The 20,728-nt window shown below is 74.1% G+C and carries 14 protein-coding genes and 2 pseudogenes; 7 read left to right on the top strand and 9 right to left on the bottom strand.

What is annotated here, in order from left to right; all coding sequences use genetic code 11:
* Positions 1-87 precede the first annotated feature (87 nt).
* A complete protein-coding gene (locus ACZ4YY_RS10265; protein ID WP_468286315.1) occupies positions 88-1,047 on the top strand; it encodes an LAETG motif-containing sortase-dependent surface protein in 960 nt (319 codons plus the stop codon).
* 121 nt (positions 1,048-1,168) lie between these two features.
* On the opposite strand, the gene ACZ4YY_RS10260 is transcribed toward ACZ4YY_RS10265, so the two are convergent.
* On the bottom strand, positions 1,169-2,131 hold the full coding sequence (locus ACZ4YY_RS10260) for a nucleoside hydrolase (RefSeq protein WP_468286312.1): 963 nt from the start codon (positions 2,129-2,131) through the stop codon (positions 1,169-1,171).
* Positions 2,132-2,144: 13 nt separating this feature from the next.
* Positions 2,145-3,413 carry a threonine--tRNA ligase gene (gene thrS / locus ACZ4YY_RS10255; RefSeq protein ID WP_468286594.1) on the bottom strand — a complete coding sequence of 423 codons (1,269 nt, stop codon included), beginning with the start codon at positions 3,411-3,413 and terminating at the stop codon, positions 2,145-2,147.
* Positions 3,414-3,954: 541 nt separating this feature from the next.
* On the opposite strand from thrS, the gene ACZ4YY_RS10250 reads away from it, so the two are divergent.
* Positions 3,955-4,728, top strand: a complete 774-nt coding sequence (locus ACZ4YY_RS10250; RefSeq protein ID WP_468286309.1) for a hypothetical protein — start codon at positions 3,955-3,957, stop codon at positions 4,726-4,728.
* Positions 4,729-4,919: 191 nt separating this feature from the next.
* On the opposite strand, the gene ACZ4YY_RS10245 is transcribed toward ACZ4YY_RS10250, so the two are convergent.
* The 3 genes and pseudogenes from ACZ4YY_RS10245 to ACZ4YY_RS10235 form a co-directional block, all read right to left on the bottom strand.
* Complete coding sequence (locus ACZ4YY_RS10245; protein ID WP_468286305.1) at positions 4,920-5,636, bottom strand: GAF and ANTAR domain-containing protein; 717 nt, start codon at positions 5,634-5,636, stop codon at positions 4,920-4,922.
* A 243-nt stretch (positions 5,637-5,879) separates the two neighbouring features.
* Positions 5,880-6,047, bottom strand: a pseudogene (locus ACZ4YY_RS10240) (transcriptional regulator); the annotation flags it as partial.
* 95 nt (positions 6,048-6,142) lie between these two features.
* A complete protein-coding gene (locus ACZ4YY_RS10235) occupies positions 6,143-7,573 on the bottom strand; it encodes a hypothetical protein (protein WP_468286302.1) in 1,431 nt (476 codons plus the stop codon).
* A gap of 416 nt (positions 7,574-7,989) precedes the next feature.
* On the opposite strand from ACZ4YY_RS10235, the gene ACZ4YY_RS10230 reads away from it, so the two are divergent.
* Complete coding sequence (locus ACZ4YY_RS10230) at positions 7,990-8,442, top strand: hypothetical protein (protein ID WP_468286300.1); 453 nt, start codon at positions 7,990-7,992, stop codon at positions 8,440-8,442.
* Between the two features lie 474 nt (positions 8,443-8,916).
* Entirely contained in the window at positions 8,917-9,792 is an 876-nt protein-coding gene (locus tag ACZ4YY_RS10225) for a hypothetical protein (RefSeq protein WP_468286297.1), read from the top strand.
* Here the strand turns inward: ACZ4YY_RS10225 and ACZ4YY_RS10220 are convergent.
* The gene (locus ACZ4YY_RS10220; RefSeq protein ID WP_468286293.1) at positions 9,789-11,117 is read right to left on the bottom strand and encodes an aminotransferase-like domain-containing protein; all 1,329 of its coding nucleotides are present in this window, start codon (positions 11,115-11,117) and stop codon (positions 9,789-9,791) included. The two genes, ACZ4YY_RS10225 and ACZ4YY_RS10220, sit on opposite strands and share 4 nt — an antisense overlap.
* Positions 11,118-11,237: 120 nt before the next feature.
* Here ACZ4YY_RS10220 and ACZ4YY_RS10215 point away from each other — a divergent pair, with 120 nt between their 5' ends.
* The gene (locus tag ACZ4YY_RS10215; RefSeq protein ID WP_468286290.1) at positions 11,238-12,032 is read left to right on the top strand and encodes an alpha/beta fold hydrolase; all 795 of its coding nucleotides are present in this window, start codon (positions 11,238-11,240) and stop codon (positions 12,030-12,032) included.
* A gap of 236 nt (positions 12,033-12,268) precedes the next feature.
* Here the strand turns inward: ACZ4YY_RS10215 and ACZ4YY_RS10210 are convergent, their stop codons facing one another.
* A complete protein-coding gene (locus ACZ4YY_RS10210) occupies positions 12,269-14,362 on the bottom strand; it encodes a PhoX family protein (RefSeq protein ID WP_468286287.1) in 2,094 nt (697 codons plus the stop codon).
* Between the two features lie 277 nt (positions 14,363-14,639).
* On the opposite strand from ACZ4YY_RS10210, the gene ACZ4YY_RS10205 reads away from it, so the two are divergent.
* Positions 14,640-16,526 carry a VWA domain-containing protein gene (locus tag ACZ4YY_RS10205; protein WP_468286284.1) on the top strand — a complete coding sequence of 629 codons (1,887 nt, stop codon included), beginning with the start codon at positions 14,640-14,642 and terminating at the stop codon, positions 16,524-16,526.
* Positions 16,527-16,657: 131 nt separating this feature from the next.
* Positions 16,658-18,373: a methionine--tRNA ligase gene (gene metG / locus ACZ4YY_RS10200; protein ID WP_468286281.1), complete on the top strand. Its 1,716-nt coding sequence runs from the start codon at positions 16,658-16,660 to the stop codon at positions 18,371-18,373.
* Positions 18,374-18,599: 226 nt separating this feature from the next.
* Here metG and ACZ4YY_RS10195 read toward each other — a convergent pair whose 3' ends face one another.
* Both ACZ4YY_RS10195 and ACZ4YY_RS10190 read right to left on the bottom strand, forming a co-directional pair.
* Complete coding sequence (locus tag ACZ4YY_RS10195; RefSeq protein ID WP_468286278.1) at positions 18,600-19,943, bottom strand: pectate lyase family protein; 1,344 nt, start codon at positions 19,941-19,943, stop codon at positions 18,600-18,602.
* Positions 19,944-20,245: 302 nt separating this feature from the next.
* Positions 20,246-20,589 (bottom strand): annotated as a pseudogene (locus tag ACZ4YY_RS10190) (dioxygenase); the annotation flags it as partial.
* Positions 20,590-20,728 lie beyond the last annotated feature (139 nt).

Raw genomic sequence — 20,728 nt, 5'->3', positions numbered from 1 at the left:
CCGCCCGTGTGCTGAACGGGTTCGGCGTCTCCGCTTCTCACCTGATCTGACCAATCAGCTCCGGCATTCGCCAAAGATGGGATTCGCATGTCCATAGCGAGACGTGTCACCGTGCGCCGCCTGCTGGGGGCGGGCGCCGCGTCACTCGCCCTGTGCACGGCCTCCGTCGGTGCCGCCACCGGTGCCCTGGCCTCCACCGGGACGCCCGGCGGCGACGGCTGGAACTCCGGCGGCCAGTACCAGCCGGGGACGGGCGCGGGCACCGAGACGGGGACCGACCGCTGCCAGTTCTCGCTCGACGGCAAGAACTTCTTCGACTCCGTCCGGGTCGACGACCAGAACCTGAAGCCGACCGACGACGGCAAGGTCCACGTCACCGTCCGCACGGCCGACAAGGCCACCACCTGCACCGCCTCCCTGGCCTCCTACCTGGCCCACGGCGCTGACTTCGAGACCTCCGGCGAGCAGGTCTTCGTCGACTTCGACACCGTGACGGTCAAGCCCGGACAGACCGACACCCTCGACATCGCCGTGCCGGACGCGGGCTGCTACGCGCAGATCGACCTGTACCGGGGCGCGGTGAAGTTCGACGGCAAGCTCGGCGAGAAGGACGGCTTCGAGCACGGCGAGCTGCCCAAGGGCCCGGACCGCCCCGTCATCAAGGACAAGCTGATCGCGGCCTGGAACGGCGGCACGAAGGACTGCACGGTCACCGAGAAGCCTCCGGCGCCGTCACCGTCCGTGCCGTCCTCGCCGTCCGCGCCGCCGGTCGACACCCCGCCGTCGCCGTCCGCGTCGACGTCGGCCTCCGTGCCGCCGGCGAGCCCCTCCGCGACGCCGTCCCAGTCCCCGTCGACGTCCGCGCCGACGCCGAGCGCGTCGCAGTCCACGCCCGTGGCGGCGCCCACCCCCCAGGGCGGTGGCGGCGACCTCGCCGAGACCGGCGCCGACGGCAACACCGGCGTGATCGCCGCGGGCGCGGCGGCGCTGCTGGCCGGCGGTGCGGCGATCGTGGTGGCGACGCGCCGGAGGAAGACGGCGCGCTAGGGGGTGTTCCGAAAGGCCTGCGCGGCGGCCGCGGCACCGTCGTGGCCCAGGGGTCCTTGCACCATGCCCGTCCGGGCCGCGCGACCCGATCGGGCGCTCAGGGTGCGAGGGCCCCTCGGGGCTACGGCTTCTCGACCGTCGTCAGCCACAGGTTGACGTAGCGCTCCACGTCCACCCCCAACGCCACGTCCACCAGCGGCTGTTCGCGCAAGCCGTGGTGCACCTCCGCCTCGCCGGGGCGGGGGCGGCGGTCGACGATCGTCTGCCCGCGGGTGGGGCCCGGGGCGAGGGAGACCTCGACCGGGAGGCGCTCGGTGGTGATGCCCGCCGGGTCGACGACCGCGCAGACCGCGCCCGCGTCGCCGAGGCCCCCCGTGGGCGTGGGGTCGCCCAAGGTCGCCGGGTCGCGGTGGGCGAGCAGATCACCGGCCAGCCGCAGCCGGGGCTCGGAACTGGCGCGCAGCCGCTGGACGTCGCCGGCGGGCACCAGCACCCGCTGGAAGACGTCCAGGCCGTACATCGTGATCGGGACGCCCGCGGTGAGCAGGATCGCGGCGGCCTCCGGGTCGTGCCAGACGTTGAACTCGGCGACCGGCGTGGCGTTCCCCGTCGCCACCGCGCCGCCCATGAACACGATCCGCTCGATGTTCCCGACGACCTCGGGATGCGTCCGCAGCAGCAGGGCGATGTTGGTCAGGGGCGCGGTGGGGATCAGGGTCACCGGCTGCGGCGAGGCGAGGATCTCGCGCCGCAGCAGCGTCACCGCGTCCACGTCGACCGGGACGCGGGTCGGCGCGGGCAGCCCGAGGTCGCCCATCCCGTCCGCGCCGTGCACGTGCCGGGCCACCCGCACCGGCTCGATCAGCGGGCGTTCGGCACCCCGGGCGACCGGGATGTCACCGGCGCCGGCGTGCTCCAGCACGGTCAGGGTGTTGCGCACGACCCCGTCCACGTCGGTGTTCCCGGCCACACAGGTCACCGCCCGCACGTCGAGAGCGGGGTGCCGTACGGCGAACAGCAGGGCCAGGGCGTCGTCGACACCCGTGTCGCAGTCGATGATCACCGGGATGGGCCGACCGTTCACGACGGCGCTCCTCTCACTCGTCACGGGCGGCGGAACCGCCACCGGGTACGTCAGCGACCTTACGCACCGCCCACAGTCCGGTGCCGCGTTCCGCGACCCGCGCGGCGATCCGGTCGAGGAGTCCGGCGACCGGCACCGGCCCCGGACGCCGGCCGTCCCGCAGGCGTACGGCGACCAGTGCGCCGTCGGCGGCCTCCCGCTCTCCGATCACCGCCTGGTACGGCACCAGACGCGCCGCCCGGACGCGGGCGCCGAGAGTTCCCTCGCCGGGGCCGTCGACCCGCGCCCGCAGACCGCGTGCCAGCGCCTGCCGCGCGACCGCGTGGGCCTGCTCCTCCTGCGCCTCGGACACCGGGAGCACCACCAGCTGCACGGGCGCGAGCCAGGCCGGGAAGGCCCCGCCGTGGACCTCGATCAGGTGGGCGACGGCGCGTTCCACGCTGCCGATGACACTGCGGTGCACCATGACGGGCCGGTGTTTGGCGCCGTCGGCGCCGATGTAGTGCAGGTCGAAGCGTTCGGGCTGGTGGAGGTCGATCTGCACGGTGGACAGGGTGGCCTCGCGCCCGGCCGGGTCGGTGATCTGCACGTCGATCTTGGGGCCGTAGAAGGCGGCCTCGCCCTCGACCGCCTCGTAGTCGACGCCGGAGCCGTCGAGGACCTCCCGGAGCAGCGCGGTGGCCCGCCGCCACAGCCGCGGGTCGGCGACGTACTTGCCGCCCTCGCCGGGCAGGGACAGACGGTGCCGGGAGGCGCGGATGCCGAGGTCCGCGTAGGCGCGGGCGATCAGGGCCAGGGCGGCGCGGGCCTCCTCCACCGCCTGCTCCAGGGTGCAGAAGATGTGCGCGTCGTTGAGCTGGATGGCCCGCACCCGGGTCAGCCCGCCCAGCACCCCGGACGCCTCCGAGCGGTACATTCCGCCCAACTCGGCCATTCTCAGGGGCAGTTCGCGGTAGCTGTGGGAGCGGGAGCGGTAGATCAGGGCGTGGTGGGGGCAGAGGCTGGGGCGCAGGACGACCTCCTCCGCGCCCAGTTTCATCGGCGGGAACATGTCGTCGCGGTAGTGGTCCCAGTGACCCGAGAGCTCGTACAGGTCGCGTTTGCCGAGGACGGGCGAGTACACGTGCCGGTAGCCCGCGGCGCGCTCGGCCTCGCGGACGTACTCCTCCAGGGCGTGGCGCACGACGGCGCCGTCGGGCAGCCAGTAGGGCAGGCCGGCGCCCATCAGCGGGTCGGTGTCGAACAGACCGAGCTCGCGGCCGAGACGGCGATGGTCGGACAACGGCTCGACCGGGGCCGCGGGCGGGCTGTCGGCCGGGGGTACGGGCGGGATCCCGGACGAGGCCACGGGCGGGCTGTCGGCCGGGAGTACGGGCGGGATCCCGGACGAGGCCACGGGCGGGCTGTCGGCCGGGGGCTCGGACAGGGGCTGGGACCGGTCCTCGGAGGGGTGGGGCAGGGGCTCGGAAGGGCGCTCGGAGGGGTGGGGCACGGGCTCGGGCATGGAGGACTCCCTCGATTCGGGGGCGAGGGACCTGCGGGAACGACGAAGCCCCGGGGCACTCGCCCCGGGGCTTCGGACATCCAGTCCAGTGGTCAGCGCGCCGGGACACTCTCCGGCGTCGTCGTGAAAGACATGCGGGCGCGCTTCATGCGGTGACCGTAGCAACCCCGGCGGGACGGCGGCGAGCGTTTTTCGGCGCGGCCACCCGGGCGCACCAGCGGCCGTAACCCGGACGGCCCCGCCGCGCTGGTCGGCCCACGGCGGCGATGGTGCCGTGAAGGGGAGGCACCCGCACCGGCCACTCCAGGAGGCACTCCGAATGACCCGCCGTACCCTCCTCGCCTCCACCGCCCTCTCCGTCACCGGGCTGCTCGGCGTCACCGCCTGCGCCACCCTCGGACTGGAGCACCCGCCGAACGCCCGGCCGGCCCTGCCGACGGTGCAGCAGTCGTCGTCGGCCCGGTCCGCCGCGCCCGCCGCGACGCCCGACCTCACGGACGCGCAGGCGCAGGCCGCGCTCATCACCGACACCGACCTCGGCGGCCCCTGGACCCCGACGCGCGGCACCGCCACCTGGCGGGACGGCATGCTGAAGGCGAGCACCCCGACCGCCGACTGCCAGAAACTCCTCGACCGGGTGTACGCCGACGAGCCGCTCGGCGCCCCCGCCCGCGCGGTCGTCGCCCTCGACGACGCGGACACCGGCGCCCAGCTGCGCTACCAGCTCACCGACCGGCGCCCGGCCGAGGTGGACCGCGACCTGGCCTGGCTGCGGACGCTGCCCGAGAAGTGCGCCCGGTTCACGGCGAAGGCGCCCGGCGACACCGTGCTGGACGTGCAGGTCACCGATCAGGCACTGCCGGAGGTGGGTGACGCCCGCCAGGGCCTGCGGATCACCCTGACCGACTGGTCCGCCGAGGACGAGCCCCTCGCTCTGGCGCTCGACGTCGCCGTCGTCCGCGCCGGCCGGGACACGTTCGCCCTGGTCAACGGCGGCATCAACGACGTCCCCAACGAGGCCACCCAGGCGGCGGTCCAGCTGGGCGCACAGCGCCTGGCGGAGGTGCGGAAGCAGGGGCGGGTACAGGTCTGAGATCCCGGGCGGAAGGGCGACGAAGGCCGGTCGGCAGGCCGGCCTTCGAGGGCGGGGCCGTCGATCGCCGGTCGGGCGCCAACCGGTCGGGCGACAGCCGGGCCGCGACCGCCGGTCGGGCCGCGACCGGCCCTCGAAGCCGACCGGTACGAAGGCCGGAGGCCGGTCCCGCGAAGGCGGTCGGGGGAGGGTCAGTCGGCGTCGAAGCGGGTTCTGCGGGCGACCACCTCGTGGGCCGCGTCCAGAACCGTGCGGCCGTGGGCGAAGGCGTGGGCGCGCAGCAGGGACAGGGCCTCGTCGGAGGCCACCCCGCGCTGGGCCATGACCATGCCGATCGCCTGGTAGACCTCGTCGTGGTCGGTGGCCAACGGGCTGAGCCAGAGCCCGTCGCCGCGCCGGCCGGCCTCCTCGCCGCGCGGCAGGGCGACCAGGGCCGCCGTGAGGACGTCGGCCACCTGGTGCGCCGTCCGCAGTTCGTCGTCGGCGAGCTCGCCGGGGGCGTCCCGGTAGAGGTCGAGGGTGCCCACGCACATCGCCCGGTCGCCGAGCGGCAGGGCGTACACCGCCCCCACCCCGGCGGCCGCCGCCTCCTGCGCGAACACCGGCCAGCGCGAGGCGTCCCGGCCCGCCGTGAGGTCGCTGGCGAACACCGGCACACCCGTCTCCGCGGCCCGCAGGCACGGCCCGTCGCCCAGGGTGGCCTGCAGCTCCATGAGATACGCGGCCCGCGCGCTGCTCGCGCTCAGCGGTACGGGCATCCCGTCGCCGCACAGCGACACGCTCGCGCCGCTCACCGGCAACAACCGCACGGCCGCCGCGCACAGCCGCTCCGGCACGTCCCCGGGCTCGACCCCCCGGACCTCCTGGGCGATCACGTCGGCGACCCGGTCCGGGTCCCCATGGGCCACGGCGACCACCTCCGCGCCGGCCTCGGCTCTCCCGCCTCTTCGTCGTCGGCCGGGTACCCCCGCGCCGTCGGCAGAACCGGCACTGCCAGGGACTTCCCCGGAACGTCAGCGCTACCCGTACGGGTCCGCCGGCTGCTTCACCCGGTCTGACCGTCCCCGCGTCCGGCACCGGGGCCGGGCCGCCGTGGACCCGAGGGCGCCCTCCGGCCGTCGGGTGCCGGTGACGGACGGGCCTGTCGGGCCCTACAGCGGCGGCTGGGCCGGTGACGGGCCGAGGGTCGTGGTGCCGGGGGCCGTGCGGTGGCCGAGCCCGGTGCGGAGGGCGTCGAGGGCGGCCTCCACGCGGCCCGTGCGGCGCAGCAGGTCACCGAGGAGGCGGCACAGGTCGGCGAGGGAGGCGTCGGCCTCGGCGAGGCGGCCCTCGGCGAGGAGGGTGCGGGCCACCGAGCGGTGCATCCGGGCGACGAGGGCGGGATCGCCGGCCGGGGGGCGAGGGCGAGGACCCCTCAGCCCTGCGTCTGGAGCTGCCGCAGCTGCCGGCGGACGTGGTCCAGGGCCCCCTCGCGGCGGCCGGGGACCCGGCCGCGCAGGTCGGCCAGGGCGGGGCCCAGCTCACGGGCCCGGGTGGGGTCCGCGATCTGCCCCCACTGGTGGTGCGCCCGGTCCACGGCCGCCTCCACGGCCGGGGCGTCCGCCGGCTGCCCGGCGGCCAGCCGAGCGATGGCCACCGCCATCCAGGTACGGCAGCTGCGCTCGGCGTCCCCCGCGAACATCGCCAGGTCCGCCCGCACCTCCGACCAGTGCAGCGCCTCCTCCGAGCCGCCGCCGTGCGCGTCGACGGCCGCCTGCTCCCAGCGGGCGGCCAGCTCGTCGGCTGCCCCGTGGTCCCCGGCCCGCACGGCGGCCGCGACACCCGCGTGGGGGTCGTCGGCATGGGGGTCGTCGGACGTCGCCGGCGCGTGAGGGTGCCCGGACGGGTACGGAGACCCGGGGGTGACATCCACGGCGGCGCGCCCCTCCGGACCGGATCCTTCGAAGGCGGATCCCCCACCGGCGGATCCCTGCGGGCCCGGGCCGTCGGGGTCCGGAGCGCTGGGTGCGTGCACCTGGAGCCCAAGACCTGCGGCGGCGGCCTCTCCGGGAGCGAGTCCCCCGGGACCGGGTCCTGCGGGACCCAGACCTGCGGGTCCCGGCTGCCCCGGCCCCCAGCCCCCCGGCCCCGAGCCCGCCGGAGGGGCCGTCAGCAGGGCGGCTGCACCGGGGGCGGGTTCCCTGGGGAACGGAACCGACGCGGCCGTGGGGGCGGGGGTGTTGCCGGACAGGACCAGGTCGCCCACCTCGCCCTCCCCCGTGATCCGGGCCAGCGCCATCTGGTGGAGCTGCTCCAGCCCGGGGCGTCCGCCGCTGCGCAGTATCGTCGCGACCGCCCGCATGTACGTCGGCGCGGCCACCCTGCGTCGCCCCGGCGGGGGTGCGATCCGCCCGTGCAGGGCGACCGAGGGACCGCAGTCCAGGGCCTGCCCCCGCAGCCACGCCCACGTCTCCGCGTCCGCGTGCAGATCGAGCAGCACCGTCGTCGAGCCGACGGGCCGCAGCCGCAGCTCCTCGCGGAACCAGTGCCAGGGGAACGCGGTGTAGCGGACGGTCGCCGGCGTCGTACGGGCCAGCGCGAGGTGCGGCAGCCGCTGGCGGCGGTCGAGCTGGAGCTGGCCGGTGACGAACAGGGTCAGCGGCCCGGGGGTGGCCGCGGCGGCCCGCAACCGGGTGAGGACGGCCTGCGGCTCCAGCGGGTCGGCGAGTTCGACGACGTTCGCGGTGTCGGTGCCGGCCAGCACGGCGGGCGGCACGGCCGCGAGCACGGGGAGCACGGAGGCCGCGTCCACCAGGCACCCCTTGCCCACCGGTGAGGCCGCGAGCAGCAGCACGGTTCCGGGCATCGTCCCCTCCCCTGTCGATCACGTACCTCAGCACCGTAACCGCTGGCGCTGCGCAGAGACGTCCCAGGAACGCAAACGTCCCCGTACGGGGGCTTCGTCGCCCCCGGCCCCGACCGCGCCCCCGCCGTTCTCCCCCTCGAAGTCGGCGAAGGCGATGACCACGAGCATCACCAGCGGCACCGGCCGGGTGACGCTGCGACCGCGGAGCGTCAGCGGCTCCTGGCGTTGCAGGACGCCACGCCGCGCCGCGCGCGGGTAGCGGCCGAGCAGCCCCTGACCCCTCGGTCAGCCCCTGACCCCTCGGTCGCTCACCGCTTCAGCGGAACACGGGGTGCCGCGCCGCGCATCCGGGCAGTCGACTTGCCGCGGAGGCGGGCCAGGTGTGCCCTGGTAGGCGAGGAGAGAGGAGTGCTCCCATGGCTCACGCGGCACCCGCAACACCGTCACCGGCACCCGAACCGCGCACCCCTTCCCCGGCACCGGACGTGTTCGGCGCGCGCACCCACCTCATCGCGAGGTGGGCGCTTCCCGTCGTGGTCGGGCTCGTCTACGGCTACTGGGCCGCGGCCAACCGGCGTTCCGGCGGTCCCGTCACCGGCTGGAACATCCTGTTCGGCTTCCTGACCGCGCTCGCGTTCGTCGTGCTGTACGTCGCCGTGCGTGCCGTCGCGCCACGGCTGAAGCGCGAACTCCACGCCGGGCTGTGGGCGGCCTTCACCGGCTGCGCCATCGGGTTCCTGGTCGAGCAGTCCGGGGCGAGCGTGCTGTACTCCACGGGCATCGGCGTGGCCGTGGGGGCGGGGATGTTCGCCGTCGTCTTCTACCGCTACTACACGCACGAGGACGCCCAGGGGGACCGCATCGGCTGAGGGGTCCTCGCCCCATGAGCGCCTGGTCGGGCGGGCACAGTGCAAGGACCCCGAGGCCGCCGGACGTGCGCGTGGGCCCCGGCTGTACCGCCGGGGCCCACGCCTTCCCTCATCCCTCCACTCACCGGGCTGCCGGGATTCCGCTCCCCGGCGTCCGACGAGGTCCCTGAAGCCCTCCGGACCCACGGCTGCCCCGATATCCGATATCCGGCATCCGATGTCCGAGTTCCGCCGCTCGTGCCCTGATCCGATCTCCTCGGAATCCGCAGCTCCTCGATTTACAGCTCCTCGGATCCACAGCTCCTCGGATCCACAGCTCCTCGGAATCCATGAGACACCCGTTCGGGTGAAGCCTCCACCGGAGAGCGGAAACCCCAGCTCCGGGCCGGGGTCGGCCGGACCGCCGCAGCGGGTAGCCACCCGGGTGGCCGTCCCCCGCTCGCGCCCGGCGGCCCCGGCCCCTTGCCTGGAGACGTGTCCCCGTTCCGACGTCTGCGGACCGCCTGCTCGGCCGTCCTCATCGCCCTGGCCTGTCTCGCGCTGCCCTTCGGCACGCTGGCGGCCTGGGCGGCGTACGGGCTGACCGACACCGGACGCTACGTCACCACCATGGCGCCGCTCGCCGCCGACCCGGCCGTCCGGGACGCGGTGGCGCGGACGGTGGGGGACGGCCTCGTGCGCACCACGCCCGGGCTGCGCGGGATGGACCCGTACGTGCGGGACGCGGTGCGCTCCTTCACCGCGACCCGCGCCTACCGCACGGCCTGGGACGCGGGCAACGAGGCCGCCCACACCGCCGTCATGACGGCACTTCACGACGGCCGAGACCGGGCGGTCACCGTGGACCTCGCGACCGTCACCACCCGCATGAAGGACCAGATGGCCGCCGACAACGTGCCCTTCGCCGACCGCGTGCCGGTCACCCACACCCACGTCGCGCTGCTCCCGGCGGCCGACCTCGCCACGCTGCGGAAGGGCTACCACGTGCTCGACGTCGCCGCCTTCTGGCTCCCCCTCGCCGCCGTCGGCCTGGCCGTCGCCGGCATCGCCGTGGCCGTCTGCCGCCGCCACGCCCTCACCGCGACGGCCCTCGGAACGGCCCTCGGCGGCGCGCTGCTGGGCGTCGCGGTGGCGGTCGGCCGCCACCTCACCCTCACCGACGTCCCCCACCGGACCCACCGGCCGGCGGCGGCGGCCGTCTACGACGCCCTCACCGCCACGCTGCGCACCGCGTCCTGGCTGCTGCTTGCCCTGGGACTGACCGTGGCGGGAGCCCTGTGGGCCACGCGCCGCGTCCGCCGGACCGCACCGGAACCCCCCACCCCGCTCACGCGGCCGCCCACCCCCTAGGGGGTCGCCCCTCGCACCACCGTCACCAGCGTCCCCAACGCCCGCGCCAACTCCTCCTCACCCGTCGACGCGAGCCCCAGTCTCACCGCGTCCGGGGTGCGGTGGGGGGCGACGGCGAACGCCGTGCCGGGGGTGACGGCGATGCCGTGGGCGGCCGCCGCCGCGGTGAAGGTGTCCGCCCTCCAGGGCCGGGGCAGTTCCCACCAGGCGAAGTAGGCGTGCGGGTCGGTCCGTACCGCGAAGCCCCGCAGGTGTTCCGCGAGGATCCGCTGGCGGCGCGCGGCGTCCTCCCGTTTCGCGGCGACCAGCCGCCCCACCGTGCCGTCGCCGGCCCACCGCACCGCCGCCTCCAGCGCGAAGCGCCCCGCGCCCCACCCCCCGGACCGCACCGCGGCACCCACGGCCTCGACCCGTTCCCCCGGTACGACGAGGAACCCCACGCCCAGCCCCGGTGCCACCCGTTTGGACAGCCCGTCCACGACATGGGCGAGACCGGGGACGTACGCGGCGAGCGGGGTCTCGTCGGGGCGGAGGAAGGACCAGACGCGGTCCTCGACGACCGGGAGCCGCGCACGGGCGACCGTCTCGGCCAGTTCCCGCAGACGGCGTTCGCCCGTCCGCGCCGAGGTCGGGTTGTGCAGTGCCGGCTGGAGGTACAGCGCGGACAGGGGTGCCGTGCGGTGGGTCGCGGTGAGGGCGTCCGGGCGGAGGCCCTCCTCGTCACCGGCGATCGGGACCAGGGTGATCCCCAGGCGGGCGGCGATCTCCTTGACCAGCGGATACGTCAGTTCCTCCACTCCCACCCGGCCGCCCGCGCGGACCAGGGAGGCGAGCGCGGCGGCGATGGCCTGCCGGACGTTGCCGGTGAACAGGAACTGCCCGGGATCGGGACGCCACCCGCGCACGGCGAGCAGGCCGGCCGCGGCCTGCCGTGCGGCCTCGGTGCCCGTGGCGGCGGCCGGCCGCAGCGCCTCGGTCAGCACGTCGGGCCGCAGGAGCGGGGCGAGGGAGGGGGCGAGCAGTTCCGACTGGCCGGGCGCCGAGGGGTAGTTGAGTTCCAGGTTCACCGGCGCGGCCGTCGCCCGCTCGGTGAGCGCCCGCCCCGGCGGCACGTCCGGCGCCGCCCGCACGAACGTGCCGCGTCCGACCTCGCCCACCACCAGCCCACGCCGCGCGAGTTCGCCGTACACGCGGCCCGCCGTGGAGGCGGCGACGCGGTGCCGGCGGGCGAAACGCCGTTGCGGGGGCAGCTGTTGACCGGGTGCGAGCCGCCCTTCGGCGATGTCGGCGGCGATGCGGTCGGCGATGCGCCGGTAGTCGTCCATGAGGCCCCCAGCTGCGCCGTCGCGGTGACCGCGCGGGCGCCCGGTCGGACAACTCCGCGATTGCACCGAGGGCAAAGATCTTATTGCACCGAGGAGTTGGGCCGCTCTAGGGTCGACCACATGACCTCTTTCCTCGCATACGAGGACAAAGGCGCGGATGTCTCCCGCGCCCGTACGCCTCTCGTCCTCGTCCACGGCCACCCCTTCGACCGCACGATGTGGCGTCCGCAGATCGAGGCGTTCAGTTCCGGACGGCGTGTGATCGCCCCCGACCTGCGCGGCTACGGCGCCTCCCCGGTCGTCCCCGGCGTCACGCTCCTCTCCGACTTCACGCAGGACATCGCGGCGCTCCTGGACGACCTGAAGGTGGAGAGCTTCGTGCTCGCCGGTCTGTCGATGGGCGGCCAGATCGCGATGGACTGCTACGGGCGGTTCGGCGACCGCGTCCGCGGGCTGGTCCTCGCCGACACCTTCCCGGCGGCCGAGACCGCCGAAGGCAGGGCGGCACGCAACGCGACGGCGGACCGCCTGCTGCGCGAGGGCATGCGCGGGTACGCCGACGAGGTCCTGGAGAAGATGGTGGCCCCCTCCGCGGACGAGGCCGTCAAGGCCCATGTGCACCGGATGATGACGTCCACGCCCCCCGAGGGCGCCGCGGCGGCCCTGCGCGGCCGCGCCGAGCGCCCCGACTACCGCCCCCTCCTCCCCCGCGTCACGGCTCCCGCCCTGGTGGTCGTCGGCGAGGACGACGAGTACACCCCGGTGTCGGACGCGCGGGCCCTGCACGCGGCGCTGCCCGAAGCCCGTCTCGCGGTGATCGAGGGCGCGGCCCACATGCCGAATTTGGAGCGGGCCGAGGAGTTCAACCGGGTGCTGGGGGAGTTCCTGGACCGGGTGGACGCGGAGCGGCCCTGATCCCCTCCCACCGCCCCGGGCCCGTCACCCCGGGCCCGGCACCACGTCCTGGTCCCGGAGGAGGTCTCCGCGTGCCGCGCCCACTTCCTGGACCTCCCCGACACCGACCGCCGGTCGCTGCTCGTCGCCCTCACGCTCCGCGAGATCTGAGGGACCGCCCGGACCGCCCGGACCACCCGGACCACCCGAGCCACCCGGACCGCCGGGGTCGGATGGTCGCGGGCGGTCGCCGTCCCTCACACGCCGACGTCACACCCGTCCGCCCGCCACACCGCCACGACCGCCGGCCGCACGATGGTGCCGGGGCCGTCGGGCCAGACGCTCGCCGGCTTCTCCACGCTCGCCCCGTTGACCTCGCCCGGGTGCTGCACGGCCACCAGCACCCGCCGGTCCTGCACCAGCGGACCGCAGGTCTCCGCGCCCACCGGCACGGTCAGGAACTGCTTGAGTTCACCGCGCCGCGGCCCGCGCGTGGCGACGCCGAACAGTCCGTCGTGCGAGCCGAGCTGGTTGCCGTCCGTGGAGATCCACAGGTTGCCGTGCGGGTCAAAGGCCACGTTGTCCGGGCAGGAGATCGGACTGACGTCGTCCTTGGGGAAGCCCGCGAAGTACGTCGCCGGGTCGTCCGGGTCGCCGGCGACGAGGAACAGCGTCCACGCGAACCTCCTGCTGTCGGCCCGGTTCCAGCGCTCGGTCAGCTCCAGCACGTGGCCGTGCTTGTTGGCGTTGCGCGGGTTGGCCTCGTCGGCCCTGGCGTTCGTCCCGACACCGCGGTTGGAGTTGTTGGTGAGGGCGACGTACACCTTGCCGGTGTGGGGGCTGGGCTCGATGTCCTCGGGCCGGTCCATCTTCGTCGCGCCGACCTTGTCCCCGGCGAGCCGCGTGAAGACGAAGACCTCGTCCGCCGTCATCCCCTCGACGTGCGACACGGCGCCGTCGGCGGTCGCGGTCGCCAGCGGGATCCACTCGCCGCTGCCGTCGAACTCGCCGTCGCCGGGCAGCTTGCCGGTCCCGTCGATCTCGATCGCGGGGGAGTCACCGGTGAGCTTGGCGACGTACAGCGTGCCCTCGTCGAGCAGCGACAGGTTGTGCTCGCGGACGGCCCGCGACGACCCCTTCCGCATCCGCTTGCTGCCGACGAACTTGTAGAAGTAGTCGAACCGCTCGTCGTCCCCGGAGTAGACGACCGGACGGCCGTCCTCCGTCAGCCGAACGGTCGCGCCCTCGTGCTTGAACCGTCCGAGCGCGGTGTGCTTGCGGGGCGTGGAGGCGGGGTCGTACGGGTCGAGCTCGACGACGTAACCGAAGCGGTGCGGCTCGTTCGGCTCCCGGGCGACGTCGAAGCGCTGGTCGAACCGCTCCCACTTGCGCTCCGTCGCCCCGGTCCCGAGCCCGTACCGCTTGTCGGTGGCGCGGCCCGCGTTGGCGAAGTACTGGTTGAAGTTCTCCTCGCCGTGCAGCGTCGTGCCCCACGGCGTCGTCCCGCCGGAGCAGTTGTTGAGGGTGCCGAGCACCTTCGTGCCGGTCGGGTCGGCGGAGGTCTTCAGCAGGTCGGAGCCGGCGGCGGGTCCGGTCAGACGGAACTCGGTGGTGGCGGTGACGCGCCGGTTCAGCGGATGCCGCGGCACCGCGACCAGCCGGCCGGTCCTGCGCTCCCCCTCCACCACGACGGCGGAGAGCCCGTGCGCGGCCCAGGCGATCTCCACCTGCTCCCGGGTCGGGTTCGCGGCGTCGTAGCCGCGGAACATCAGCACCTCGTCGGTGTACTCGTGGTTCGCGACGAGGAGCTGCCGGTTCCGCTCGCCCGGCAGGGGCAGCAGCGCGAGGAAGTCGTTGTTGTAGCCGAACTGCCCGGCCTGGGCGGCGGCGGTCTGCTTCTCCGGGTCGAAGGCCGGCGCACCGCGCAGGATCGGCTCGCCCCAGCGGATGACGACGTTCTGCCGGTAGCCGTCCGGGACGGTCACTGCGTCGGCGGTGTTCGGCGCGACGGGCGCGAAGCGCAGGCCGCGCGCGCCCGAGGACGGTTTCCCGGCCACCGACGCGGGCGCGGACCCGGCCCCGGTCCCCGTGGCGGGTGCGGCCTGCGCCGGACGGGCCCCGCCCACACCTGCCGTGCCGGCGGCGGCCGCGACGGTGACGACGGCGGCGGCACGCATCATCGAACGGCGGCCGATCGCCCCCGCGATGACATCGCCGACGTACTCGTTGTCGCTGGTGTTGGGCACCTCGTGGAAGCAGGCGTCACCACACCGGAAACGACAGGTCAGGGCGGAACGTCCGCCGGGATGTGACGTGGACGGCGTTCCGATCAGCGGCAGCAGCTTGCGCACCTTTAATCTCCCCTTGCGTGCCCATGGTGTGAGCGTGACGGTAGGGGCACGTATGTGCGGAAGCGCGGACGCTGGATGAACGCGGAGTGAATCCCCGGCAGCCACAAGGGGGTTGGGAGTCGAGTCGGAGGGCGGGCCCGGTGCGGCCCGAGGCGCTGTTGACACTCGCCCGTCCGCCCGCTCACCCCTACCGAAGATCGCCACCCGGGGCCGCTAACCTTACGTGTCCGTCCTGGCCAGGGATTGACGGGCTTCAACTCAGCGAAGGGTTGCGCACATGGGCATTCTCACTCTCCTGCGGAACGCGTTCGGCCGGTCACGCAAGGTGCGTACCGCCGAGGCAGAGGGTGCGGAACGGGTTCCTTCGCAGGCAGAAGCCACGGACGGAACGCCGACACCGGACCGGGCCGCGGCCTCCGCCGCCCCGAAGGTTCCGGGCCCGTCCCCGGAACCCACCCCCACCACCGCGCACGTCCCGGACCCCCGCCAGGCCACCGCCGACGGGGAACACGAACTGGTCGCGGCGGCCTTCGACAACGTCACGGTCCCCAAGCCGGCGGGCCCGCGCGACGTGCAGCCGGAGGGGAAGACGGCGACGGAGCCGACCGTCGCGGAGCCGACTCCGTCGGCTTCGGCGGAGGCGGCGCCATCGGCTTCCGCGGAGGCGGCGGCGGAGACGCCCGCGCCTGCCACGGAGGAGCCCGCGACGGCGGAGGAACCCGCGCCCGTCCCGGAGACGCCCGCGACGGCGGAGGAGCCGGTCGTGGACGAGGAGCCCGCGACGGCGGAGGAGCCGGTCGTGGACGAAGAGCCCGCGACGGCGGAGGAGCCGGTCGTGGACGAGGAGCCCGAGGCCGAGGCCGAGCCCGTGGCGGTGACGGAGGACCCGGCACCGGCCGGCGAAGAGACCGCCCCGGTGACCGAGGAGCCCGAGGCGAAGGACGAGACCGCCCCCGCCGCGGAGACGCCCGAGGCCGAGCCGGTCGTCGAGGCGACGGCGTCCGAGGAGCCCGGGGCCGCTGAGACGGCAGCGGTGGCGGAGGAGGCCCCGGAGGAGCCCGCGAAGTCGGCCGAGCCCGAGGCGGCACCGGCCGCCGAGGTCACGGACGAGCCCGAGCCCGAGACCGACGCCGACAAGTCCGCCGACGACGAGCCCGAGACCGAGACCGAGACCGCCGCAGACGAGCCCGAGACCGCCGCCGACAAGCCCGCCGCCGAGACCGAGCCCAAGCCCGTCGCAGAAGCCTCTGCGGCCGAAGCCACCCCGGCCACCGACGAGCCCGAGGCCGAAGCCACCCCCGCCGCCGACGAGCCCGAGACCGAGACCGCCGCAGACGAGGCCGAGGCCGAGCCCGCCGCCGACAAGCCCGCCGCCGAGACCGAGCCCAAGCCCGTCGCAGAAGCCTCCGAGGCCGAGACCGAGCCCGCCGCGGTGGCGGCCGTCGAGGAGGTCGCCTCCGAGTCCGCGCCGGGCACCGGCCCCGAGTCCGTCGCGGCGGCGGCCGTCGGGGCGGCGACCCCCGTCCCGGCCCACCTCACCACCGCCCACAGGGCGGCCGCCGGCACCCTCGAGAAGCTGGACCTCGTCGGTGCCCGCGCGGACGTCTACCTCGTTCTCGACCGGTCCGCGTCCATGCGTCCGTACTACAAGGACGGCTCCGCCCAGGCGCTCGCCGACCAGACCCTCGCCCTCGCCGCCCACCTCGCCCCTCGGGGCGCGGAGCCCACGGTGCACGTCGTCTTCTTCTCCACGGAGCTGGACGGCACCGCCGACCTCACCTTCGCCGACCCCGAGACCAGGATCGACGAGCTGCACGCCGGTCTGGGCCGTATGGGCCGTACCAGCTACCACGCCGCGGTCGAGGCCGTCGTCGGCCACCACGCGAAGGCGTCGAAGGGCGGCTCGCCCGCCCTCGTGGTCTTCCAGACCGACGGCGCTCCCGACGCCAAGACCCCCGCCACCCAGTCCCTCACGGACGCCGCGAAGAACCACCCGACCGTGTTCTTCTCCTTCATCGCCTTCGGTGAGCACGACAACAAGGCGTTCGACTACCTGCGCAAGCTGAAGACGGGCAACACGTCCTTCTTCCACGCGGGCCCCGCCCCCCGCGAGCTCACGGACCAGGAGCTGTACGAGGGCGTCCTCGCCACCTGGCGTCCGTGACGCCCGCCTGACCCCGACCGACGACGCACCGGGCCGCCCCCTCCCACCCCGTAAAACGGGAGGCGGGCGGCCCACCCGTGTCGGCTACGATTTCAAGGTTCGCGAAACGACCGACCTGGGAGCAGCCCGCGATGGCTCGACACCTCATCACCAGCGCCCTTCCGTACATCAACGGAATCAAGCACCTGGGCAACATGGTGGGGTCCATGCTCCCGGCGGACGTGTACTCCCGGTACCTCCGCCAGCGCGGCCACGACGTCCTGTACATCTGCGCGACGGACGAGCACGGCACCCCCGCCGAGCTGGCCGCGAAGGAGCAGGGTCTCCCGGTCGACGCGTTCTGCGCGCAGGCCCACGACGCCCAGAAGGCGGTCTACGACGGCTTCGCGCTGGCGTTCGACTACTTCGGCCGCAGCTCCAGCCCGCAGAACGTCGAGATCACGCAGCACTTCGCCCGCCGCCTCAACGAGAACGGCTTCATCGAAGAGCGCGCCATCCGGCAGGTGTACAGCCCCGCCGACGGCCGGTTCCTGCCGGACCGCTACGTCGAGGGCACCTGCCCCCACTGCGGCTACGACAAGGCCCGCGGCGACCAGTGCGAGAACTGCACCCGTGTCCTGGACCCGACCGACCTGATCAACCCGCGCTCGGCGATTTCCGGCTCCACGGACCTGGAGGTGCGGGAGACCAAGCACCTCTTCCTCCTCCAGTCGAAGCTCCAGCACGAGGTCGAGGCGTGGGTCTCCCGCCACGAGGACGACTGGCCGCAGCTCGCCTCCTCCATCGCCCGCAAGTGGCTGAACGAGGGCCTGCACGACCGCGCGATCACCCGTGACCTCGACTGGGGCGTCCCGGTCCCGGCCGACACCTGGCCGGAGCTGGCGGCGGAGGGCAAGGTCTTCTACGTCTGGTTCGACGCCCCGATCGAGTACATCGGCGCGACGAAGGAGTGGGCGGACCAGGACCCGGAGAACCGCGACTGGAAGTCCTGGTGGTACGAGGCCGACGACACGGTCCGCTACACGGAGTTCATGGCGAAGGACAACGTGCCCTTCCACACCGTGATGTTCCCGGCCACCGAGCTGGGCGTGCGGGAGCCGTGGAAGAAGGTCGACTACGTCAAGGCCTTCAACTGGCTGACGTACTACGGCGGCAAGTTCTCCACCTCCCAGCGGCGCGGCGTCTTCACCGACCAGGCCCTGGAGGTCCTCCCGGCCGACTACTGGCGATACTTCCTCATCGCCAACGCGCCCGAGTCGGACGACTCGTCCTTCACCTGGGAGCACTTCACGGCGACGGTGAACAAGGACCTCGCCGACACCCTCGGCAACTTCGTCAACCGCGTCCTGTCGTTCTCCCGCAAGCGCTTCGGCGACGAGGTCCCCGCGGGCGGCGAGCCCGGCGAGGCGGAGACCAGGCTCGGCGAGGAGATCGCGCGCCTGCTCGCCGAGTACGAGGAGCACATGGAGTCGCTCCAGTTCCGCAAGGCCGCGGCCGCGCTGCGCGCCCTGTGGTCCGCGGGCAACTCGTACCTGGAGGAGAAGGCCCCCTGGCTGGAGATCAAGACCGACCAGGAGGCCGCCGCCCTCACCCTGCGCACGGCGATGAACCTCATCCACCTGTACGCGGTGGTGTCGGAGCCGTTCATCCCGGCCACGGCGAAGACGATGCGCGAGGCGTTCTCCCTGCCCGACGACACGGCGACCTGGATCGGTGAGGAAACCGCCAAGTCCCTGACGTCGGTCCCGGCGGGCGTCCCGTTCACGGTCCCCCCGGTCCTCTTCGCCAAGCTCACGGACGACGACCTGGCCGCCTACAAGGAGCGCTTCGGCGGCCAGTCGGCGTAGGACCCGAGGTGTGACACGGCCCGGGAAGCCCCAAGGCTCCCCGGGCCGTCTCCTTTGCACATCCAGCCACGCCGAGTGACACGAATCAGAGATTCACCAGGGAGTCGCTGCTCGCGATCGGGCTCGGGCTCGGGCTCGGCTGCTGAGCGATGCGCCTTGGGTGAGCCGGGATGCGCACGGCACGGCCGAGGCCCGGGACTGAACGTCCCGGGCTCCCGTGGGCGGGCTACTTCAGGACGCCCGCGCCCGTCGTCGTCGCCAGCGTCGTCGGGAGGTTCGCCGCCGACGTCTCCAGGCCCGCCGTCAGGGTCGGCGTCCAGTTGACCGTCGTCTTCAGGTCCTTCGACGAGGCGGCGTTGTAGGCGGCGACGAGGTCGGTGACCGTGCCGTTGACGAGGTTGCCGCCGCCCTTGACCGCGCCGGTGCCGTCGCCGCTGAGGAGCTTGGCGGCCTTCGCGCCGGAGGGCAGCTTCCAGTAGTTGTTCTCCGCGACGACCTGGGCCTTGGCGCGGGAGTTGATGCTGTACTGCGGCGCGTACCCGTTGCGGGTCGTGACGTCGTAGTAGTTGTTGTAGATGTGTATCTGGCCGAGACGGGCCAGCGGGGCGCGCTGGGTGATGCCCTTCCACACGTTGTGGTGGAGGGAGACGCGCAGCTTGCCGACGCTGTCGGTGTCGCTGCCGCCGATCAGCATGGTCTTGTCGTGGCTGTCGAAGACGTTGCGGGAGACGGTGACCAGGTCGGAGCCCTTGGTGATGTCGAGGGCGCCGTCGTGGATCTGGTACTCGCGGCCGTAGTACGCCGGGTTGGCGGTGTCGAAGCGCGGCGCGTCGGTGAAGGTGTTGTGGTCCGCCCAGACGTGGGTGGCCCCGCGCAGGGTGACGGAGTCGTAGTTGGAGTTCCAGTTGCCGTCGTCGCCGTCGGTGGGGTCCCACTGCGGGAAGCAGTCCTCGGTGGCGGCGAAGGTCAGGTTGCGGACGATGACGTTGTCCACGCTCTGGATCTGGACCATTCCGCCGCTGATCCCGGCGTTCGTGCCGGGCACACCGACGAGGGTGGTGTTGGCGGGGACCCTGAACACGATGTTCTTCGCCTGCTTGGCCTGGGCGGCGGCGCGCGCCTTCTCCTGGGTGCCCGCGGGCAGCTTGGAGCGCCCGTAGGTGGCGGGGTCGTACGCCTTCAGGTACGCCGCCAGCGAGTAGCCGGTGCCGGCCGCGTAGTCGGCGCAGGTCAGCTTCTTGCCGGCGTCGTCGGTGTTGGCGTCGATCATCCCCTTGACCTTGATGATCCGGGGGGTGGTGTCGGACGCGGACCCGAGGGCCTTCACGAGCTGGGCGCGGGTCGAGACGGTGAAGGTGTGCGCGGCGTCGGCCTTCGCGCCGCCGGTGGTCCCCGCGCCCGAGGACGCCCAGCCGTCCTTGGCGGCGAGCGTCTGGTGGTACAGGTCGGCGGCGTCGGCGTTGGCGTTCATCACGAACACACCGGCGCCGACCCCGGCGGCCACGACCGCGGCGGAGACGGCGAGGACGCGCCGCTTGCGAAGGGACCGGCGGTGGGAGGGAGCTGCCACGGAGGAGTCCTTACTGGTGGGTAGATTGCCTTACGCCTCGTCAGTGGCCGCCGGGAGGTGAAGAGTTGCCGCACCGGAGATTTTTCTCTGCGGACCGCGGAGGGCGTCTCGTCGAGGCCGAGGGCGGTGCGGGCGGCGCGGGAGGCGGTGGAGGCCCTGCCGCGCGGTCCGGCCACCTCCGCGTACTCGTGCGCCGTGCGGGCCCCGGCCGGCAGGGGGCGGGCCGCGCGGTGGCACTCCGCCGCGTCGGTCAGCGCCCGCGCCGCGTGCTCGTCGGCGCCCGCCCGGAGACGCACTCCCGGCACCGACTCCTCGTCGAAGAAGAACCGGCCGGTGTGGCAGGTGGTGCCGCCCTCGTAGCCGGCGTCCGTCCACGCGCCGCTCACGTGCACCTCGGTGTGATGTGGACGCAGCGGCCCCGGTACCAGCCCGGGAGGACCTTCCTGAAGGTGACGAAGCCTGCCTTGTCCGTCCGCCAGGTGCCGCGCAGGTAGCGGGTGTCGCTGGTCGGCTCCTCGTGGCCCTCGCCCCCGCCCCCGCCCCCGGCGGGCGGCGAACCGGTCGGCGTCCCTGACGGCAGGCCGGTGGGCGTGCCGGTCGGCGTGCCGGAGGGGGCGTCGGTCGGGGCGCCACCGCCACCCTCGGAGCACGCAGAAGTGGGGGGGGGGGGGGGGGGGGGGGGGGGGGGGGCCGGGGGGGGGGGGGGGGGGGGGGAACCCCCCCCCCGGCGCCGGGGCGGCAGCGCGTCTCACTCCGCGCCCGGGCGGCAGCGCGTCTCACTGGGG

It is taken from the genome of Streptomyces sp. NPDC030143 (genome assembly GCF_055573695.1).
This window is presented reverse-complemented; position numbering and strand designations above follow the sequence as displayed.